Raw genomic sequence first — 18,788 nt, 5'->3', positions numbered from 1 at the left:
CTCGCGCTGAGCCAGGGCGGAGCGTGAGCCGGGGCGGGACCGGATTCTCCTGGCGACCCCGGCCGGACGACGGGGAGGCGCCCTGGTCCGCCGCCCTGTTCCGCGGCGAGATCGCGTTCGTGGTGGTGGCGCTGGTCGGGGAGGTCCTGGCGTTCGCCCAGGACCTGTTCGGGAACCTCCCGTTCTCGACGGCCACGGTGGCCCGGATCGGCGGCGTCTACTTCTTCGCGTTCCACCACGTCCCGGTGGCGTTCGAGGCCACCCGGTCCCAGGTGCACGGCCCGTTCCTGGAGGCCTCGGTGGCCATGCTCACGGTGACGGGGCTGGCGGCGTTCCTGCTGTTCCGGGGGGGACGGGCCGTGGGGGACCGCGCCGGCGGCGGGACGGTGCGGCGCTCGCTGTGGGGAGCCGCAGTGGCGGTCCCCTACGCGGGCCTGGCCCTGTTCCTGTCGTACGTGGTGACGGTTCACGTGCCACTCCCGCTGGCCCTGGAGGGGGGAACGCTCCGGATCTCCGTGTCGCATCTATGGGCCTTCGTATGGCCGTTCGGGATCGCCGCCGTCGCCGGGGCCGCCGGAGGCCTGTGGTCGGCCCGCCCCGGAACCGCCAGACGATCAGCCGAGCCCTCGTGGGGTGGGCGGGCGGTGGCGGCGCTGGGGGGCGGATGGCGGATGTTCCTGTACGCCCTGGGGCTGTCCCTGGCCGGACTGTTGATCCTCGGAGCGGCCCACCCGGACGCGGCCCGCGCGTACGCCTCCGGGACCGTCGGGGGCGGCGCCCGGGGGCTGGATGCCCTGGTCCACCACGTGCTCGTGCTGCCGAACCAGTCGGTGTGGGTCTCCGCGCCGGCCCTGGGCGCGTGCGACGGCGTGTACGGAGGGACGACCTCGGTGGATCTGCTGTGCTACGGGCGGGTTCCCCGGGATGTGTTCTTCAGCCGGCTGGTGTCCTGCCCGGGCGGCCGCCCCTGGGAGTGCGTCCGGTTCGGCTCCGCGCCGCCGGGCCTCCTGGCGTTCCTGCTGGTGCCGCTCGGTGCGTCGGTCCTGGCGGGACTGGCCATCGGTTCGCGGGCGGCCGGGGCCGCGGACGCTGCGGCGCGCGGCGCGCTCGCCGGGGTCGTGTTCGCCGCCCTCATGGCCGTGGCCTCGGTCCTGGGCGGCCTCTCGATCACGGTGCGCTCCGAGACCGGGCCGCCGGCCACCACAATGGTGGGGCCGCGGCTGGGGCCGACGGTGCTGCTGGCCCTGGGCTGGGGGATCGGCGGGGGCGTGGCCGGCGCGCTGATGGCGCGGCGACGGGCGCGCCAGGGCTCCATGGCGGCCGCGCCTACCGGAACCCCCGGGGTGTCGACGTCGTGAAGATGACGATCACGATCACGCTCACCACGATGCCGGTGATCAGCATGTTCCGGGCCACGCGGCGATCGGCGTCCCGGGTGAGCAGCCATGCGATGAGTCCGCCCAGCCATCCGGCCAGGATGGGCAGGAGCCACCAGGCCGGGCTGACCCTTCGGGGCGCCACCGGCGCAGGGCTTCTGGTCGGTGCAGGTACCCCGCCCGCCAAGCCGACCTCGGTCGGGTTCGGCTCCAGCGAGCGGTAGCGGGTCCAGGCCTCCGACCACCCGTCGTCGGTGCGGGGGAAGCGCTCCACCGGCGGTCCGGGCCGGCTCCGGTCCCAGATACCGAAGAAGCCTTCACCCCATCCCAGCAGGTACTGCTGGCCCGAGTGGGAGAGCTGGATGGGATCGACCCCAGCCCCGGCGCCGGCCGAGGGCAGGGCGGAAGCGCTCGTGCCCGCGCCGGGCGGCGGCGCCTCGGAGACGCCGGGTGGAAGGGGGGCCAGCATGCTCCCGCACCACCGGCACTTGATCGCCTCGTCCTGGATCTCCTCGGCGCAGTAGGGGCACTTCTTCATGGCATCCGGAAGGCTACTCGGGGAGCCCTCCCTGGGCGGTCGGAGGCGGCGTCGCGGGGGCCTGGCCCTCTCGCCACCGCAACCAGCCGCCGTATGCGATCGCGATGGTCAGCAGCAGGCCGACGAACGCCCAGATGTAGATGTGGCTCGAGCCCACCAGCACCTTGATGACCGTGAACAGGAGCAGGCCGGCCGCCAGCCCTGCCTCCACTTGCCGCCGGCGCTTCGGCAGCAGGCCTGGGTCGGCGTTCGTCACCACGAGCACCTCCGTCACCACGAGCGCCAGCGCCAGGAGCATGTCGATGATGCCGACGCCCTGGGCCAGGCCGTTCTGGGTTCCGCAGTGGACCCCCAGGGCCCCGTAGTCGTAGCACAGCCGCCGCCACGACAGGAACAGGTCCAGGAAGTACAGGACCCCGCCGCCCAGCAGCAGGATGCTCGCCACCGGGAGCCTGGAAAGGTCGAGGCGCGGTCGAGTCTCGTTCACGACATTGGCTTGCGAGCCCGGGTCCGTTTCCTGGACGCCATCGGCAAGCAGGCTATCAAGGCCGGAGCGCCGGGCGGAGTCGGACCGCCCGAAGAAGTGAAAGGCCCGGCGCCGGAACGCCGGGCCTTTCCTCGGATCGGTCGTCAGGTCGGCTAGGCGGAGAACCCACCTGGAGAAGGAGGCGGAGGAGGCGTGGGGCCAGCTGTCTGTGGCTCCTGGTACTTCATGTAGGCGCCATAGCCCCACGCGATGGCCAGAAGAAGGCCGACGATGAGCCCCCATGAGAAACCGGCCACTCCGGCGTACTTGACCACGAGGCCGAGAAGCGTGAAGAGGATGGCCAGGCCGGCCAGTCCCATGTCGATGAACGCGAGTGGAAAGTTGACCTGGAGGTTCTTGGTGATGCCTGCCAGGCGCAGTCCCGCCCAGATGAGGGCGATGAGGGACAGCAGCGCTGCGAAAAAGGTCGTGGAGTGCCATGCGCTGAAACCCTGGCTGCATTTCAGGCCAGGCACGGAGGCGCAGCCCGGGATGGAATAGTGGAACCAGAAGGGCAGGAACGACCAGATGAAGAATGCGCCGGCTCCCCCAAGGATGAGCTTGTCCGCTTGGGACAGCTTCGACATGTCGAAACTGGGACGTTGCGCCATGAACCCCCGCTCCTTTCGAACCTCCCGGGTTGGCCCAGGGGCGGGCCTCCGCGATTTAACGCTGTGCGACCTTGCCAGTCAACTACGCGGCCCGTGGCCGAACCACTCGGGAGGCCCTGTTCACGGCGCCCCGGACCGTGTGCGGCGGGCCAGGCGGCCGTCCCACAGGAGCCCTCCGAACGCCGTGGCGGCCGCCCCCAGGGCCACCCACGGTCCAAGCCACGGGCGGCTGAACGGCGGCGGCGCGATCAGGTAGAGGACAGCGCCCGCTGCCACGAGCACGGCCATGGTCAGCAGCGCCCACCGTGCCGTCTCCCTGCGGCCGGCCTTCCATCGGGCCACCGCCCACACCGCCCCACCGATCACGGCGGCCACCGCCGCCACCAGCGACCACGAGAGCGGTGTGAACCCCCAGCCCCCGAAGAGCCCCGAGGCGTGGCTGCTGAACTGGGTGCTCCACGGTAGCGCCGAGGCGACGAGCGCTCCGGCGAACCCCACGCCCGCCAGGGCCAGGCCTGGCTGCCTCGGCTGGCGCGAGGGCGCCGCCGCCTCCCGCGCGAGATCGGGGCCCAGGACCTCCCCGACGCACTCCGGGCCCAGGATCTGGCCCCTGACCGGCACGGCGCATCCGATGCACAGCAGGCGCCCGCAGGACTCGCACCGGCCCACGGCGGCCCGGCCGGGGTGGGTCTCGCACCGGCCGCTGACCGCGACCTCGTTCGTCGACACGAGTTGCACTCTATCCGCGCCGATGGCGGAGAATGCCTGGCGCGGCGGGCGCTCCGGTGGGCGGGCCCGGCGATCGTTTCGAACGAAGGAGATGAAGTGCGGAACCGGATCATGGCTCTGCTGGGCGTGGCGATCCTGGCCTTCTCGCTCGACGGGTGCTCGAAGAGCGGGGGGAGCTTCGCGCTCCACGGGACCATCAAGTACCAGGCCACGGTGGGCTGCGCGGGGAGCCTGGCCAACGCCGTCATTACCGTGACGGGCACCGGCGGGGTGGTGGGCACGGGGAAGCCGACGTCTGTGACGGGGCAGGTCTGCGACCAGGCGGCCCTGTATTCGATCCCCATCCAGAGGTCCACCTCGTACGCCGTCTCCCTCGAGCTCAGCGCGGCGGCCAACTACACCTTCGCCCCGTACCCGTTCTCCCGGCTGGAGGGCACCCAGTTCCGGCTGGACATCAACGTCATCGGGGGCAAGCCCACCACGACGCCGGTCGCCGGTTGACAGCCGGCGGCACGGCCTCCTAGCGTCGCCGGCCGTGGACGCGCGGGTGGCCGTGCTCGCCTCTGGAGCCGGGACCAACCTCCTGGCGCTCCTCGACGACCCTGTGGTGGGGCGGTCGATCGCGCTGGTGGTGTCGGACCGCCCGGGCGCGGCCGCGCTGGAGCGGGCCCGGGCTCGCGGGGTACGGGCAGAGTTCCTGGACCCGGCCCAGCATCCGGACCGTACCGGGTACGGCCGGGCCCTCCTGGAGCTCCTGGACCGGGAGGGCGTCGAGCACGTCGTCATGGCGGGGTTCATGCGCATCCTGGCCCCGGAGGTGGTCCGGGCCTTCGAGGGGCGAATGCTGAACATCCACCCGTCGCTGCTCCCGGCCTTTCCCGGGGCGCACGCGGTCGGCGAGGCGCTCTCCTGGGGGGCCAAGGTCTCTGGGGTGACCGTCCACCTGGTGGACGAGGAGGTCGATCACGGGCCGATCGTGCTCCAGGAGCCGGTCCCGATCTCGCCCGGCGATGACGAGGCGGCCCTCCACGCCCGGATCCAGGAGGTCGAGCACCGGCTGTATCCGCGGGCCGTTCGCCTGCTCGTGGAGGGACGGCTGAAGGTGGAGGGAAGGATCGTCCACGTCCTGGGGGAAGAGCATGACCTCGAATGATCGCCGCCCGGTCCGGCGGGCCCTCCTGGCCGTGTCCGACAAGGAGGGGCTCGTCGCGCTGGCCCGGGGGCTGGCCGACCTGGAGGTCGCCCTGGTGTCCACGGGGAACACGGCGGCGGCCATCCGCGACGCCGGCCTCCCGGTGACCGCGGTGTCCGAGGTCACCGGCTTCCCGGAGATGCTGGGAGGCCGGGTCAAGACGCTGCACCCGGCCATCCATGGCGGGATCCTGGCCGACCGGCGCGACGCCGGACACATGGAGGAGCTGGCGGGCCACGGGATCGAGCCGTTCGACCTGGTCGTGGTGAACCTCTACCCGTTCGAGCGGACCCTGGCCGCCGGGGCGGCGCCGCCGGAGATCGTGGAGCAGATCGACATCGGCGGGCCGACCCTCCTGCGTGCCGCGGCCAAGAACTTCGAGTCCGTGGCCGTGGTGGTGGCGCCGGCGCGCTACGGCTCCGTCCTGGCCGAGCTTCGGGACGAGGGGGGCCTGTCCCGGGACACTCGCCTCGCGCTGGCGGCGGAGGCGTTCGCCCACGTGGCGGCGTACGACGCCGTCATCGCCGCGTGGTTCGAAGAGCTCACGGATGAAGCGGGGAGCCTGCCGGAGCGCCTGTTCCTGGTCCTCCAGCGGGAACAGGACCTTCGCTACGGCGAGAACCCGCATCAGCGGGCGGGCCTGTACCGAGCGGCCGGCTCTCCCGGCGCCCTGGCCGGCGCGCGCGTCCTCCAGGGCAAGGAGATGTCCTTCAACAACTGGCTGGACGCCGAGGCGGCCATGGCCCTGGCCGGCTCGCTTCCGGCTCCGGCCGCCGTGATCGTGAAGCACAACAATCCCTGCGGGGCGGCGGTGGCCTCGACCGCCGCCGAGGCGTACCGTCGGGCGCTCGCGTCCGACCCCGTGTCGGCGTACGGCGGCGTGGTGGCGTTCAACGTGGCGGCGGACGCGGAGGCCGCGCGCGCGGTGACCGGCGTGTTCACGGAGGTCGTCGCGGCGCCGGGGTTCGAGCCCGAGGCGCGAGAGCTGTTCGGGAAGAAGGCGAACCTGCGGGTGCTGGAAGCGCGGCCGGAGCCTGGCGCTGGCATCGAGGTCCGCCCCCTGGCGGGAGGCGGCGCGCTGATGCAGGACCGGGACGTCGTGACCGAGGGTCGGGCGGATTGGTCGGTCGCTTCATCCCGCCAGCCCACCGAGGATGAATGGCGCGACCTGGAGTTCGCGTGGACCGTGGCCGCCCGGGTGAAGTCGAACGCCATCGTGCTGGCCGTCGGCGGCGCGACGGTGGGGATCGGCGCGGGGCAGATGTCCCGGGTGGACTCGGTCGATATCGCCTGCCGCAAGGCGGGGGCCCGGGCCCGCGGGGCCGTGATGGCGAGCGACGCCTTCTTCCCGTTCCGCGACGGGGTGGACCGTGCCGCGGAGGCGGGCGTCACCGCCGTCATCCAGCCCGGCGGTTCGGTCCGGGACCAGGAGGTCCTGGACGCCGCCGAGGAGCACGGCATGGCCATGGTCCTGACCGGACGCCGGCACTTCCGGCACTGAAGGGCTCACGTGGACGGGGACGTGGACCAGGACGCGGCGCTGGTGGAACGGGCCCGGGAGCTCCTGCGGCGGGCACCTGTGGTCGACGGCCACAACGACGTGCTGTGGGAGGCGCGGGACCGGGTCGGCTACCACTTCGACCGCCTCGACCTCGCGGAGCCGTGCCCGGACCTGATGACCGACATCCCGCGGATCCGAGCGGGCGGCCTGGGCGGCCAGTTCTGGTCGGTGTACGTGCCCTCGGACCTTCCGGGCGACACCGCGGTCACCGCCACGCTGGAGCAGATCGACGCGTTCCACGCTCTGGTTCGGCGCTACCCCGAGACGTTCCAGGAAGCCCGCACGGCGGACGACGTCGAGCGGGCCACGGCGGCGGGCCGGGTGGCATCCATGGTCGGCGTGGAAGGCGGGCAGTCCATCGGTTCCTCGCTGGGCGCGCTCCGGGTCCTGGCGTCGCTCGGCGCCGCGTACATGACCCTCACCCACAACCACAACACGCCGTGGGCGGACTCGGCCACGGACGCGCCGGTCCACGGGGGGCTGACCCGGTTCGGCGAGGAGGTGGTGCGGGAGATGAACCGGCTGGGCGTCCTGGTCGACCTCAGCCACGTCTCCGCCGACACCATGGCCCACGCCATCGAGGTCAGCGAGGCCCCCGTGATCTTCTCCCACTCCTCCGCCCGCGCGCTGTGCGACGTGCCCCGCAACGTCCCCGACGAGGTCCTGGTGAAGCTCGCCGGGAACCGCGGGGTGGCGATGGTGACCTTCGTGCCCGTGTTCCTGACCCCGGCGGGAGCGGAGGCCAACGCCGCGGGATGGGCGGAGTACCGGCGCCTCCAGGCGGAGCATCCGGACGACCGGGAGGCCGTGGCCGCCGCCATGGAGGCCTGGTTCGAACAGAACCCCGGTCCGTCCGCCTCCGTGGCCGACGTCGCCGACCACGTCGACCACGTCCGCGAGGTCGCCGGGATCGACCACGTCGGCGTCGGGAGCGACTTCGACGGTGCGCCGTCCATGCCGGAGGGCCTCGAGGACGTCTCGTGCTACCCCAACCTGTTCGCGGAGCTCATGGCGCGCGGTTACTCGGAAGAGGACCTCGCCGGGATCAGCCGGGGGAACGTGCTGCGGGCCATGCGGGAGGCGGAAGCCACGGCGGAACGCCTCCAGGCGGAGCGCCAGCCCTCCCTGGCCAGGATCACGGATCTCGACGGCCGGTAGGATCGGGAACCAGTGACCGCGCGCATCATCGACGGGAAGGCCATCGCGGCCGAGGTCCGGGCCGAGGTGGCCGAGCGGGTCCGGACCCTCGCGGAGCGGGGCGTCGTGCCGGGGTTCGTTGACCTGCTGATCGGCGACGAGGCGGCCTCCGCCACCTACGTCCGGATGAAGAACAAGGCCTCGGCCGAGGCCGGCATGAGGGCCCTCGACCGAACCCTTCCCGCCACGGCCACGGCCGAGGCGGCCCTTGGCGTGATCCGGGAGCTGAACGCGGACCCCACCGTGCACGGCATCATCGTGCAGAGCCCGCTCCCGGAAGCCTCCCCCATCGACATCTTCGACCTCCAGCGGGCCATCTCGCCGGAGAAGGACGTGGACGGATTGCATCCCGAGAACCAGGGGCTGCTGGCCATGGGGCGGCCCAGGTTCGTGCCGGCCACGCCCGCCGGGGTGGTGGAGCTGCTCCGCCGGAGCGGCATCGAGGTGGAGGGCCGGCGGGTTGTGATCGTGGGCCGTTCCACGCTGGTGGGCCGGCCGCTGTCCATCCTGCTGTCCTCGAAGGGACCGGGGCTGAACGCGACCGTCACCATCTGCCACACGGGGACGAGGGACCTGGTCGTGGAGACGCTCCGAGCCGACGTGGTGATCGTGGCGGCCGGTAAGCCACGCACGCTGACCGGCGACATGGTCGCTCCGGGAGCGGTCGTGGTCGACGTCGGGACGAACCGCGGTCCCGACGGGAAGCTGGTGGGGGACGTCGACTTCGACCAGGTGTCGAAGGTGGCCCGCGCCATCACGCCGGTGCCGGGCGGAGTCGGCCCCATGACCGTGGCCATGCTGCTGCACAACACCGTCACCGCGGCCGAGCGCCAGAGCGAAGCGCCCCCGGCGACGTGATCCGGGCCGGAAGCCGCCTGGAGCGCATCCTCCACCAGGGAACGTTCGCCGTGACCGCAGAGGTCGTCCCGCCGCGCTCGGCGGACGGATCAACGGTGACCGCGCAGGCCCGGGCCCTGGTCGGCTACGCCGACGCGGTGAACGTCACCGACAATCCGACGGGGGCCGCCCACATGTCGCCGGTGGCCGGCTCGCACCTGGTGGCCGCGGCCGGGCTGGAGCCGGTCCTCCAGCTGACCACCCGGGACCGGAACCGCCTGGGTCTGACCGGGGACCTCCTGGGGGGCTGGGCCCTAGGAGCCCGGAACGTCCTGTGCCTGACCGGGGACCCGCCTGGCGGCGACGACCGCGGGGACACGCGAAGCGTCTTCGACCTGACCGTGCTCGAGCTGATCGGGCTGGCGGCGCGGCTCCGGGACGAGGGCCGCCTCCTCTCCGGCGCCGAGGTCGACCCCGCACCCCGCTACTTCATCGGGGCGGCGGACCTCCCGCTGGCGAGGCCCTATGATCCGAACCGGCTGGAGCAGAAGGCCGACGCCGGCGCGGACTTCGTGCAGACCCAGATCGTCCTGGACGTGGATGCCTTCGGGGAATGGGCGGAGTCGATCCGCCCCCGCGGGATCTTCGAGCGCATGTTCCTGCTGGTGGGGGTGGCCCCGCCCCGCAGCGCGAAGACCGCCCGTTTCATGCGCGACCACCTTCCCGGCGTGGTCGTCCCGGACTCGCTGATCGCGGAGCTGGAGGCCGCCGGCCCACGGGCCGAGGAGGTGGGGGTCCGGCTGACCGTGGACATCTTGGCCAAATTGCGAGCTATCCCCGGGGTGGCCGGCGTCCACGTCATGGGCCTGGGCCAGGAGGACCCCGTCCGCAAGGTCATCGAGGGCGCGGGCCTGCATCCGCGTCCGGCGTTCCTCCCGCAACAGGCCGACCGCTCCGGCCAGTAAACGAACGCCAACCGGCTACCGGCGGGTCTCCTTCCCGTCCCAGACATCTGTTGCTACGCTCCCCAACCATGGCCGGCGGCGAGCGCATCGGCAGCCTCGTGGGGAGCTATCGCATCGATTCGCTGGTGGGCCGGGGGGGCATGGGGGTCGTCTATCGGGCCCAACACACCCGACTGAAGCGCCTGGCCGCCCTCAAGGTCCTCGCTCCCGAGGTGGCAGACGAGCCCGACTTCCGGGAGCGGTTCGAGCGCGAATCGGAGCTCGCTGCCGCGATGGACCACCCGAACATCATCCCCATCTACGACGCCGGAGAAGCCGACGGGACCCTGTACATCGCGATGCGGTTCGTCGAGGGCACCGACCTCCGCGCCTTGCTCGAGGGAGTGGGCCCGCTGACGGCCTCGCGGGCTGTGGACCTGCTCGAGCCGGTGGCCTCGGCGCTCGATGGGGCTCACCGTCGTGGCCTGGTACACCGGGACGTGAAGCCCGGGAACGTGATGGTCGAGCAACGGGGGGGTGAGGCCGACGAGCACGTCTTTCTGACCGACTTCGGACTGGTCAAGCGGGTCGACGCACCGGGTGGCCTCACCCGTACCGGCTACTTCGTGGGGACCGTCGACTACGCGGCACCGGAGCAATTCCGGGGGGAGCCTCTGGACGGCCGCACGGACCAGTACGCGCTGGGGTGCCTGCTGTACCACTGCCTGGCCGGGCACCCGCCGTTCCCTAGGGACGACCACGCGGCCACGATGTTCGCCCATCTGTCCGAGCCCCCGCCGTCCCTGGGGGAGGTGGCGGGAGGGTCCGTCGGGCTCGACCCGGTCATCCGCAGGGCCATGGCGAAGTCGCGGGACGACCGTTACGCCACGTGCCTGGACTTCATCCGGGCGGCTCGCCAGGCATTCTCCGACGCCGCGGGCCGGTCCACCGAGCCGCTCCTTGTGCTTCCACGGCCGACGCCGCCAATGCCGCCCCCGGGCGCAATCCCCTTGTCCGGAGCGTCGATGCCTCCGGGATTCGCCGAGCCCTCAGCTCGTTCGGCGGCCCGGCGCCCGACGCTGCCCCTGACCCCGATCGAACGGCCATCGAGGGCTCGTCGCCGCGGACTGCTCGCCGCCGCGACCGTCGTCCTGGTTGCGGCGGTCGTGGCCGTCGTGCTGGCAATCGGCAGCCGGGGGAAATCGACGCCACCCCACACTTCGCCGTCTTCCCAGGGCAACTCGGGCCTGGCCCGGTCGACGTTCGTGTCTTCGCTGAAGCCACAGGGTCCTCCGCCAGTTGTCGCAGCGACCAGGATCTCCGGCTTCCTGTTCACCCACAGCCTGATCTACCAGCCCAGCTTCCAGGCAGCCACCACTGCCTACGCTCTCCCGGGGAACTTCACCACCTTCAGCTCGCAGCTGGGATGGGAACCAGATGTGAACAACCTCTCCTCTCAATGCCCCAGTGTCACGTTCAAGGTGCTAGCGAACGACGGGAGCACGTCTCTGCAGCTACTCGATCAGACCGTCTACCCGGGCCGTGGCGACCACGTGAGCGTCCCCCTCGGGAATGCGAGGCACATCGAGCTTCAGACGATCTTCCCCTCGGACTGTTCGGGCACCGCGGTGTGGGGAAACCCCGCGCTGCTCGGATCGGGTCCGGCGCTCCAGGACGCCGGCCAGCCCGAGGTGACGCCCGGTCGCACCGGCTACCTTGCGGACCTGGACCCTGCGCTGGCCCAGTTCGAGGGACCCCCACCGGGCGTTGCCGCCGAGGACCTCGGGGACCAGGCGTTCCCCGAGAGCCTCACCTATCGGCCAGAAGGAGCCGGCACCGCCACCTACGAGCTGGGCGGCAGCTACGCGAGGTTCACCGTGACGCTCGGGTGGCTCCCGGACGCGAACAACCTCTCCTCGCAATGCCCGGCCGTGGCGTTTCAGGTGCTCGGGGACATCACGGACTCTTTGTTCAACGTGCAGGTTTCTCCGGGCCACCCCGTTCCCGAGAGTGTGTCTGTCAAGAATGTCGGGGAGATCCGTCTGGTCACGACGTTCCCCTCGGACTGCTCCGGGACGGCCGTGTGGGGGAGCGCGAAGGTCATCGGCACCGGGTAGGCGGACGGCGCGGGGGCGTCGTCGGTTCGAGGCCTACAGGGCACGGTCAGAGCCGACCGGTTGAGCGGGTCCCGGGACGCCAACTAGACTCGGCCGACTCGAAACGGGGAGGGATCGATGGCCGAGGTGCTGAACATCGGGGGTCAGGAATTCAAGAAGCGGAGCCCGCTGGGGTCCTGGGGTCTGCTGTTCCTGACGATCGGGATCTACTACTTCGTCTGGTACTACAAGATCAACGACGAGTCACGCCGCTATCTGGGCGACGAGAACATCAAGCCGGGAGTCTCCTTGCTCGCCATCATCCTGGGGTGGGTCCTGATCGTCCCGCCGTACATCTCGCTGTACCGGACCGGGCAGCGGATCCAGCGGATGCAGCAGAAGGCCGGCGTCACCCAGGAGATCTCTCCGGCCCTCGGGCTGCTGGCGTCGTTCTTCCTGGCGGTGAACGTCCCGTACATGCAGGAGAACCTGAACAAGGTGTGGCGGCGCTACGAGCAGCCCGCGCCCCAGGCTGGAGTCCCGGCCCCCGGGCAATTCACCGGGTAGCTCTGGCTCAACCGCTAGTCCCAGACGCCGCGTTCGATGCGGCGGAGGCGCTGCGCGCGGGCCAGCTGGCTCGCGTCCACCAGCTGCTGGAGCGCCTCGGGCTCGTTCAGCGCCCCGGCCAGCACCCCGGCCAGGTCCCGCTGGGAGATGATCCCGACTACGTTGCCCTGCTCCACCACCGGCAGGTGACGGATCCACTTGTCGGCCATGACCGCCGCGGCCTCCCGCAGCGTCATGGCCGGGGGCACCGTGACCAGGTCCTTGGTCATGGCCTCGGACACCCGGGTCCCATCCAGCGGCCGCCCGGTGGCCACGGCTCGGAGGATGTCCCGTTCCGTGACGATGCCGAGCAGCTCGTCGCCGTCCATCACCAGCAGCGACCCGGTCTGCTGCTCCCACATCTTGCGGGCGGCCTCGGCCAGCGTGTCGTCGGCCCGGTCGGTCACGGCGGCCTCGGTCATGATCTCGGAGACCTTCACGACGCCACCTCAGACTCCGACTCGGACTCGGAGCGCTCCTCGATCGGGACGTAGTGCTGGTCGAGCGGCCCGATGTACTCGGACTCCGGCCGGATCAGCCGGTTGTCCGCGTACTGCTCCCGTACGTGCGCGGTCCATCCGGCCATCCGGGCCAGCGCGAAGATCGGCGTCATGAGGTCCGTGGGGATGCCCATGGAGTGGTACACGCTGGCCGCGTAGAAGTCGACGTTCGGGTACAGGCCCTTCTCGTCGAACACGACCTTCTCGATGCGTTCCGAGATCTCGAACCACCGGGTGTCGCCGGTGCGCTCCCCGAGCTCGCGGGACAGCCGGCGGAGGTGGGTGGCCCGGGGGTCCTCGGTCTTGTAGACGCGGTGCCCGAACCCCATGATCCTCTGCTTCCGGGCCAGGCGCTCCTTGATGTACGCCTCCGCCCGGTCCACGTCGCCGATCTCCTCCAGCATCTTCATCGCTTCCTCGTTGGCCCCGCCGTGCAGCGGGCCCTTGAGGGCGGCGATGGCGCCGGTGATCGCGGAGTGCATGTCGGACAGCGTCGACGCGATCACCCGAGCCGTGAAGGTGGAGGCGTTCAGGGTGTGGTCCGCGTACAGCACCAGCGTGATGTCGAGGGCCCGGGCGGTCTCCTGGTCCGGCTCCTCGCCCAGGAGCATGGCCAGGAAGTTCGCCGCGTGCGGAAGCTTCGGGTTCGGCAGGACCGGCTCCTGGTCCGTGCGCAGGCGGTGGTAGGTGGCGAGCAGCGTTGCGGTCTTCGCCACCAGGCGCAGGGCCTTGCGGAGGTTGGCCTCGGAGCTCTGGTCCCACCCGTCCGGGTCGTATGCGGACGCCGCCGAGATGGTGGTGCGAAGCATCGACATCGGCGAGGTCTGCCGGGCCAGCGTGGGCATGAGGTCGTACAGGAACCCGGAGATCTCGCGCTCCCCGGCCAGCTGCTCGGTGAGGTCGTCCAGCTCGGGCTGGGTGGGGAGCCGCAGGTGGTGGAGGAGGAACACGACCTCCTCGAACGTGGACTGGGTGGCCAGGCCGTTGATGTCGTAGCCGACGTACCAGAGCCGCCCCAGCTTGCCGTCGATGTCCGACAGCTTGGTCTGCGCTGCGACGACCTCTTCCAGACCTGACTGCTTCGCCACTCGGGCTCAGCTCCCGCTCTCGAGACCTGTCCCAATTTCACCACAATCCGCTGGAGCCGGTTCCACCCCCCGGATGACGGGCGGCCGGGACGCGGGCCGGGGGGCCGCGGAGGATGCCTGCGGGGGATGTCCAAGGTCCGTGTCGAAACGGCCATTCGGCCCCTCGGCTGGCCCGCTGCTTCTCGCCGATATGTCCGAGAAGCAAGCGGGCTGAACGCCCAGGGAGAGGAGTGGTCGTGGAAGACATCAAGCTGTGGCTGAAGAGAGCGGGCGTAACGGTGGCCGTGCTCGCCATCGCGCCGGCCGGCGTGCTCATCCGCACGGCGGGAGCATGGGCGCACGGGGCATCCGGGGCGACGACGTCCGCCTGCACCGCGTCGTCCGCGGACACCGACCGGGACGGCATCCCGGACTGCTGGGAAGGGCCCAACGGTCTCGTGGTGGGGGTGCGTGACGCCGGTACGGACAAGGACCACGACGGCCTGAAGGCCAAGGTCGAGTACACCCTGGACAAGGCGACCACCGCCGACGGCTTGTTCGCCCCCTACGTCGCGAACCTCGACGACTCCGACGGGGACGGAGTCGAGGACGGCGACGAGGACCTCGACGGCGACGGGCTCACCAACGAGGACGAGGGCGAGTCCGGCACGAACGCGCTGGTCTCGGACTCCGATCACGACGGCATCGGGGACGCCCAGGACGACACCGACGGCGACGGCCTGACCAACGAGACCGAGGCCGGTTCGGCCGACGAGGACGGCGACACCCAGGGTGTCGACGACGTGGTGGACGAAAACGGCGACGGCATCAACGACACCAACCAGGACTTCGACTGCGACGGCGTCTCCAACGGGGCCGAGCTCAACCCGCGATCGGCCGACTCCGACCAGGACGGCGAGTCCGACGCCCTGGACGACGACGACGGCGACGGCATCGACAACGTCGACGAGCAGGGCTTCGACGACCAGGGCCTCGACGAGGGCGTCCTGGACGAGGACGCGAACGACGACGGCGTCGTGGACGGCGACGAGGACCAGGACGGGGACGGCCAGAACGAGGGCGACGAGGACCAGGACGGTCCGGACGACCAGGGCAACTGCGACTCGCAGGACGGCCAGGCGCTGACGTTCCACCTCACCGGCGGGACGTTCCGCATCGCCGTCAGGTAGCCGGTTCCCAGGAAGGGAAGCCTCGACCAGGGGCGGGCCAACGGCCCGCCCCTGGTGCTTTCTGGGACCACGCACCACCCGGTTCGCGGCCGAGTTGCCGGTCGGGCCGGTCGGGTAGCATCGGCTGACGACATCGACCGCCCGTTCGAGGAGGCCCAAGCCGATGGCACACCGCGTGACGCTCATCTCCGGGGACGGGGTGGGGCCCGAGCTGTCCGAGGCCACCCGGCGAGTCCTCGAGGCCACCGGCGTGGAGTTCGAGTGGGACGTCCAGGACGCCGGCGCCGACGTCGTCGACCAGTACGGCACCCCCCTTCCCGAGCACGTCCTGGAATCGATCCGTGAGAACGGCGTGGCCATCAAGGGACCCATCACCACGCCGGTGGGGAAGGGTTTCCGCAGCGTGAACGTGGCCCTGCGCAAGGAGCTCGACCTGTATGCCTGCCTCCGCCCGTGCAAGTGGTATCCGGGGGTGCGGTCGCGCTACGAGGACGTGGATGTGGTGATCGTGCGGGAGAACACCGAGGACCTGTACGCGGGCATCGAGTTCGAGCAGGGAACGCCCGAGGTCCACAAGCTCATCGACTTCATCGCCGACCAGACCGGCAAGCGCATCCGGGAGGACTCCGGCATCTCCATCAAGCCGATCTCCGTGACCGGGACCCGTCGCATCGTCGGGTTCGCCTTCGACTACGCGAAGCGCTACGGCCGCAGGAAGATCACGGCCGTGCACAAGGCCAACATCATGAAGTTCTCCGACGGGCTGTTCCTGGAGACGGCCCGCGAGGTGGCCACAGAGCACCCGGACGTCGAGTTCGAGGACCGCATCGTGGACAACCTGTCCATGCAGCTGGTCCAGCGGCCCGAGGAGTACGACGTCCTGGTGCTACCGAACCTGTACGGCGACATCGTCTCGGACCTGTGCGCCGGGCTGATCGGCGGCCTGGGAGTGGCCCCCGGCGCCAACATCGGCGACGACGCCGCGGTGTTCGAGGCCACCCACGGCAGCGCGCCCAAGTACAAGGGCCTGAACCGGGTGAACCCGATGGCCATGATGTTCTCGGGCGTGCTGATGCTCCGGCATCTCCAGGAGGACGAGGCCGCCGAGCGGCTGGAGGCGGCGCTGGCCGCGGTCATCGCGGAGGGGAAGTCGGTCACCTACGACATGAAGCCGAGCCGCGACGACCCCACGGCGGTGGGGACGTCGGACGTGGCGGACGCGGTCATCGAGAAGCTTCGGGCATAGGGCGGGAACGAAGGGAGTGCACCACGTGGAGGAACGGAACAACCTGACCCGGGACGAGGCCCGCGCGCGCGCCTCGCTGATCTCCGATCCGGACTACCGGGTCGACCTGGACCTGGCTGCATCGGACGAGCACTACCGCTCCGAGGTCGTCGTGCGCTTCGCGTGCTCCGAGCCTGGAGCCTCGACGTTCCTCGACCTGATCGCGGACGAGGTGGAGTCGGTCGAGCTGAACGGCGCGGCGATCGACGCGCCCTACGACGGCGCCCGGATCGCGCTGCGGAACCTGGCCGGCGAGAACGAGGTCCACGTGGTGGCGCGGTGCCGGTTCAGCCACACAGGGGTCGGCCTGCACCGCTTCACCGACCCCGTGGACGACCGGGTCTATGCCTACACCGACTTCGAGCCGTTCGACGCCCACCGCGTGTACGCCTGCTTCGACCAGCCCGATCTGAAAGGGGTCTTCCGGTTCTCGGTCCGGGCGCCCCAGGGGTGGGAGGTCGTGTCGAACATGGCCGCCGCCGCCGACCCCACGCCCGACGACGGGGCCATGCGGTGGGAGTTCCGACCGACCCCGCGCATGTCCACGTACATCACCTGCGTCGTGGCCGGCCCGTACCACGCGGTCCGGGACCGCCACGGCGAGATTGACCTCGGGATCTACTGCCGGCAGTCCATGGCCCGGCACCTCGATCCCGACGAGATCTTCGAGATCACCAAGCAGGGCTTCGACTTCTTCGAGCAGTCGTTCCAGTACCCCTACGTGTTCGGGAAGTACGACCAGGTCATGGTGCCCGAGTTCAACTCCGGGGCCATGGAGAACGCCGGCGTCATCACGTTCAACGAGAGCTACATCTTCCGCTCGAAGGTCACCGACGCGTCCAGGGAGCGGCGGGCCGAGACCATCCTGCACGAGATGGCGCACATGTGGTTCGGCGACCTGGTGACCATGCGGTGGTGGGACGACCTGTGGCTGAATGAGAGCTTCGCCTCGTTCGTGTCCGTGCTGGCGATGGTCAAGGCCACCCGGTTCACCAACGCGTGGACCACGTTCGCCAACAGCGAGAAGACGTGGGCGTACCACCAGGACCAGCTGCCCACCACGCACCCCATCACCGCCGACATGCCGGACACGCTCTCCATCCGGAACAACTTCGACGGCATCACCTACGCGAAGGGGGCATCCGTCCTGCGCCAGCTGGTGGCGTGGGTGGGGGAGGACGAGTTCCTGGCCGGACTGGTGGCCTACTTCCGCCGCCACGAGTTCGGGAACACCGACCTGTCCGACTTTCTGGCAGCACTGGAGGAGACCTCCGGCCGGGACCTCCACGCGTGGGCCAAGGAATGGCTCCAGACCGCCGGGCTGAACACCCTGCGGGCCTCGTTCGAGACCCGGGTGGAGGACGACCAGGAGGTGTTCGACTCCTTCGCGGTGCTCCAGGAGGCCCCCGCCGAGTGGCCCAACCTGCGGCCCCACCGCCTCGCCATCGGCCTGTACGACCGGACCGACGACGGGCTGGTACGGCGGCGCCGGGTGGAGCTCGACGTGGCCGGTTCCAGCACGGCGGTGCCCGAGCTGGCGGGCGAACGCGTCCCCGACCTGGTGCTGGTCAACGACGACGACCTGGCCTACACGCGGATTCGGCTGGACCCCCGCTCGCTGGCCACGGTGACGACGGGGCTCGGCGAGCTGCAGGACTCCCTGGCTCGGGTCCTGTGCTGGGGGGCGGCGTGGGACATGGTCCGGGAGGCCGAGCTGCCCACCCGCGACTTCACCACGCTGGTCCTGGGAGCCATCCACGCGGAGGATGACATCGGCGTCGTGCAACGGGTCCTCGCGCAGCTGTCGTTCGCCATCGACGTGTACGGCGACCCCCAGAACCGCGACGCGGCGAGGCAGGCGCTCGCGGAAACCGCGCTCGAGGCGCTTCGGGGGGCCGAGCCGGGGTCGGACTTCCAGCTGGCATGGGCGCGGACCTTCGCATCCGCCGCTTCCACCGCCGACCACCTGGCGGTGGTGGCCAGCCTGCTGGAGGAGACCGAGGTGGTCCAGGGGCTGGCCATCGACACCGAGCTGCGGTGGCACTTCATTGGCGCACTATCGGCGGCCGGGAAGGCGACCGACCAGGCCATTGCCGCGGAGCTCGAACGGGACCCCACCGACCAGGGCCGAAGGCACGCCGCCGCGGCGCTGGCCGCCCGCCCCACCGAGCGCGCCAAGCGGGAGGCCTGGGACGCCGTGGTCGGCGACCCGTCCCTGTCCATCGCCACGATGTCCGCGCTGATGCGCGGGTTCCAGCAGCCCCGACAGGTGGAGCTGCTGCTTCCCTACGTCGGGCCGTACTTCGAGGCGTTGGGTCCCACGTGGGAGAGCCGGTCGCTGGAGGTCGCGCTGGCGTTCGCCGGGGGCATGTACCCGACCTTCGTGGTGTCGGAGGACGTCGTGGCCAGGACGGATCGGTATCTGGAGGAGTCCCAGCCGCCCGGGCCCATCCGTCGCACCGTGGTGGAGGGACGCGACGGCGTCGCGCGCGCGCTGCGGGCCCGGGCCCGAGACATCGCCGCCCGTTCGTAG

The 18,788-nt window shown here is 70.9% G+C and carries 18 protein-coding genes; 12 read left to right on the top strand and 6 right to left on the bottom strand.

Annotated elements, in window-relative coordinates:
- Positions 1 to 23 precede the first annotated feature (23 nt).
- The gene (locus M3Q23_14860; protein MDP9343340.1) at positions 24 to 1,358 is read left to right on the top strand and encodes a hypothetical protein; all 1,335 of its coding nucleotides are present in this window, start codon (positions 24 to 26) and stop codon (positions 1,356 to 1,358) included.
- On the opposite strand, the gene M3Q23_14855 is transcribed toward M3Q23_14860, so the two are convergent.
- From M3Q23_14855 to M3Q23_14840, 4 genes are all read right to left on the bottom strand, one after another.
- Positions 1,327 to 1,914, bottom strand: a complete 588-nt coding sequence (locus M3Q23_14855) for a zinc ribbon domain-containing protein (GenBank protein MDP9343339.1) — start codon at positions 1,912 to 1,914, stop codon at positions 1,327 to 1,329. The genes M3Q23_14860 and M3Q23_14855 overlap by 32 nt on opposite strands.
- A 13-nt stretch (positions 1,915 to 1,927) precedes the next feature.
- Positions 1,928 to 2,401 (bottom strand): hypothetical protein, encoded by a 474-nt coding sequence (locus M3Q23_14850; GenBank protein MDP9343338.1) that lies wholly within the window; start codon positions 2,399 to 2,401, stop codon positions 1,928 to 1,930.
- Positions 2,402 to 2,553: 152 nt separating this feature from the next.
- Positions 2,554 to 3,051 (bottom strand): hypothetical protein, encoded by a 498-nt coding sequence (locus tag M3Q23_14845; protein ID MDP9343337.1) that lies wholly within the window; start codon positions 3,049 to 3,051, stop codon positions 2,554 to 2,556.
- A gap of 120 nt (positions 3,052 to 3,171) precedes the next feature.
- Positions 3,172 to 3,780: a B-box zinc finger protein gene (locus tag M3Q23_14840; protein MDP9343336.1), complete on the bottom strand. Its 609-nt coding sequence runs from the start codon at positions 3,778 to 3,780 to the stop codon at positions 3,172 to 3,174.
- A gap of 96 nt (positions 3,781 to 3,876) precedes the next feature.
- Here M3Q23_14840 and M3Q23_14835 point away from each other — a divergent pair, with 96 nt between their 5' ends.
- The 8 genes from M3Q23_14835 to M3Q23_14800 all read left to right on the top strand — a co-directional run bounded on the left by M3Q23_14835 (position 3,877) and on the right by M3Q23_14800 (position 12,174).
- A complete protein-coding gene (locus tag M3Q23_14835; protein MDP9343335.1) occupies positions 3,877 to 4,281 on the top strand; it encodes a hypothetical protein in 405 nt (134 codons plus the stop codon).
- A 34-nt stretch (positions 4,282 to 4,315) separates the two neighbouring features.
- Complete coding sequence (gene purN, locus M3Q23_14830; GenBank protein ID MDP9343334.1) at positions 4,316 to 4,933, top strand: phosphoribosylglycinamide formyltransferase; 618 nt, start codon at positions 4,316 to 4,318, stop codon at positions 4,931 to 4,933.
- Positions 4,920 to 6,473, top strand: coding sequence for a bifunctional phosphoribosylaminoimidazolecarboxamide formyltransferase/IMP cyclohydrolase (purH, locus tag M3Q23_14825; protein ID MDP9343333.1), 1,554 nt, complete (start codon positions 4,920 to 4,922; stop codon positions 6,471 to 6,473). The genes purN and purH overlap by 14 nt, the downstream gene beginning before the upstream one ends.
- A gap of 9 nt (positions 6,474 to 6,482) precedes the next feature.
- Positions 6,483 to 7,691, top strand: coding sequence for a dipeptidase (locus tag M3Q23_14820; GenBank protein MDP9343332.1), 1,209 nt, complete (start codon positions 6,483 to 6,485; stop codon positions 7,689 to 7,691).
- 12 nt (positions 7,692 to 7,703) lie between these two features.
- Positions 7,704 to 8,588, top strand: a complete 885-nt coding sequence (locus tag M3Q23_14815) for a bifunctional 5,10-methylenetetrahydrofolate dehydrogenase/5,10-methenyltetrahydrofolate cyclohydrolase (protein MDP9343331.1) — start codon at positions 7,704 to 7,706, stop codon at positions 8,586 to 8,588.
- Entirely contained in the window at positions 8,585 to 9,532 is a 948-nt protein-coding gene (locus M3Q23_14810; GenBank protein ID MDP9343330.1) for a methylenetetrahydrofolate reductase, read from the top strand. The genes M3Q23_14815 and M3Q23_14810 overlap by 4 nt, the downstream gene beginning before the upstream one ends.
- A 68-nt stretch (positions 9,533 to 9,600) precedes the next feature.
- Positions 9,601 to 11,628 (top strand): protein kinase, encoded by a 2,028-nt coding sequence (locus tag M3Q23_14805; GenBank protein ID MDP9343329.1) that lies wholly within the window; start codon positions 9,601 to 9,603, stop codon positions 11,626 to 11,628.
- Between the two features lie 117 nt (positions 11,629 to 11,745).
- The gene (locus M3Q23_14800; protein ID MDP9343328.1) at positions 11,746 to 12,174 is read left to right on the top strand and encodes a DUF4234 domain-containing protein; all 429 of its coding nucleotides are present in this window, start codon (positions 11,746 to 11,748) and stop codon (positions 12,172 to 12,174) included.
- 14 nt (positions 12,175 to 12,188) lie between these two features.
- Here M3Q23_14800 and M3Q23_14795 read toward each other — a convergent pair whose 3' ends face one another.
- Together M3Q23_14795 and M3Q23_14790 are read right to left on the bottom strand one after the other, a co-directional pair.
- Positions 12,189 to 12,653: a CBS domain-containing protein gene (locus tag M3Q23_14795; protein MDP9343327.1), complete on the bottom strand. Its 465-nt coding sequence runs from the start codon at positions 12,651 to 12,653 to the stop codon at positions 12,189 to 12,191.
- A complete protein-coding gene (locus tag M3Q23_14790) occupies positions 12,650 to 13,801 on the bottom strand; it encodes a citrate synthase (GenBank protein ID MDP9343326.1) in 1,152 nt (383 codons plus the stop codon). Before M3Q23_14790 ends, M3Q23_14795 begins: the two co-directional genes overlap by 4 nt.
- Positions 13,802 to 14,037: 236 nt before the next feature.
- Between M3Q23_14790 and M3Q23_14785 the strand changes: the two genes are divergently transcribed.
- The 3 genes from M3Q23_14785 (at position 14,038) to pepN (ending at position 18,788) form a co-directional block, all read left to right on the top strand.
- Positions 14,038 to 14,970 carry an MSCRAMM family adhesin SdrC gene (locus M3Q23_14785; GenBank protein ID MDP9343325.1) on the top strand — a complete coding sequence of 311 codons (933 nt, stop codon included), beginning with the start codon at positions 14,038 to 14,040 and terminating at the stop codon, positions 14,968 to 14,970.
- 163 nt (positions 14,971 to 15,133) lie between these two features.
- Positions 15,134 to 16,216, top strand: a complete 1,083-nt coding sequence (locus tag M3Q23_14780; GenBank protein MDP9343324.1) for an isocitrate/isopropylmalate dehydrogenase family protein — start codon at positions 15,134 to 15,136, stop codon at positions 16,214 to 16,216.
- Positions 16,217 to 16,241: 25 nt separating this feature from the next.
- Positions 16,242 to 18,788, top strand: coding sequence for an aminopeptidase N (pepN, locus tag M3Q23_14775; GenBank protein MDP9343323.1), 2,547 nt, complete (start codon positions 16,242 to 16,244; stop codon positions 18,786 to 18,788).

This window comes from Actinomycetota bacterium (assembly GCA_030774015.1).
In the GTDB taxonomy this organism is placed as follows: domain Bacteria; phylum Actinomycetota; class UBA4738; order UBA4738; family JACQTL01; genus JALYLZ01.
This window is presented reverse-complemented; position numbering and strand designations above follow the sequence as displayed.

Excerpts from the sequence above, each read along its gene's own strand:
- M3Q23_14855 (MDP9343339.1), bottom strand. The coding sequence starts at position 1,914 with ATGAAGAAGTGCCCCTACTGCGCCGAGGAGATCCAGGACGAGGCGATC.
- M3Q23_14845 (MDP9343337.1), bottom strand. The coding sequence starts at position 3,051 with ATGGCGCAACGTCCCAGTTTCGACATGTCGAAGCTGTCCCAAGCGGAC.
- purH (MDP9343333.1), top strand. The coding sequence starts at position 4,920 with ATGACCTCGAATGATCGCCGCCCGGTCCGGCGGGCCCTCCTGGCCGTG.
- M3Q23_14805 (MDP9343329.1), top strand. The coding sequence starts at position 9,601 with ATGGCCGGCGGCGAGCGCATCGGCAGCCTCGTGGGGAGCTATCGCATC.
- M3Q23_14800 (MDP9343328.1), top strand. The coding sequence starts at position 11,746 with ATGGCCGAGGTGCTGAACATCGGGGGTCAGGAATTCAAGAAGCGGAGC.
- M3Q23_14780 (MDP9343324.1), top strand. The coding sequence starts at position 15,134 with ATGGCACACCGCGTGACGCTCATCTCCGGGGACGGGGTGGGGCCCGAG.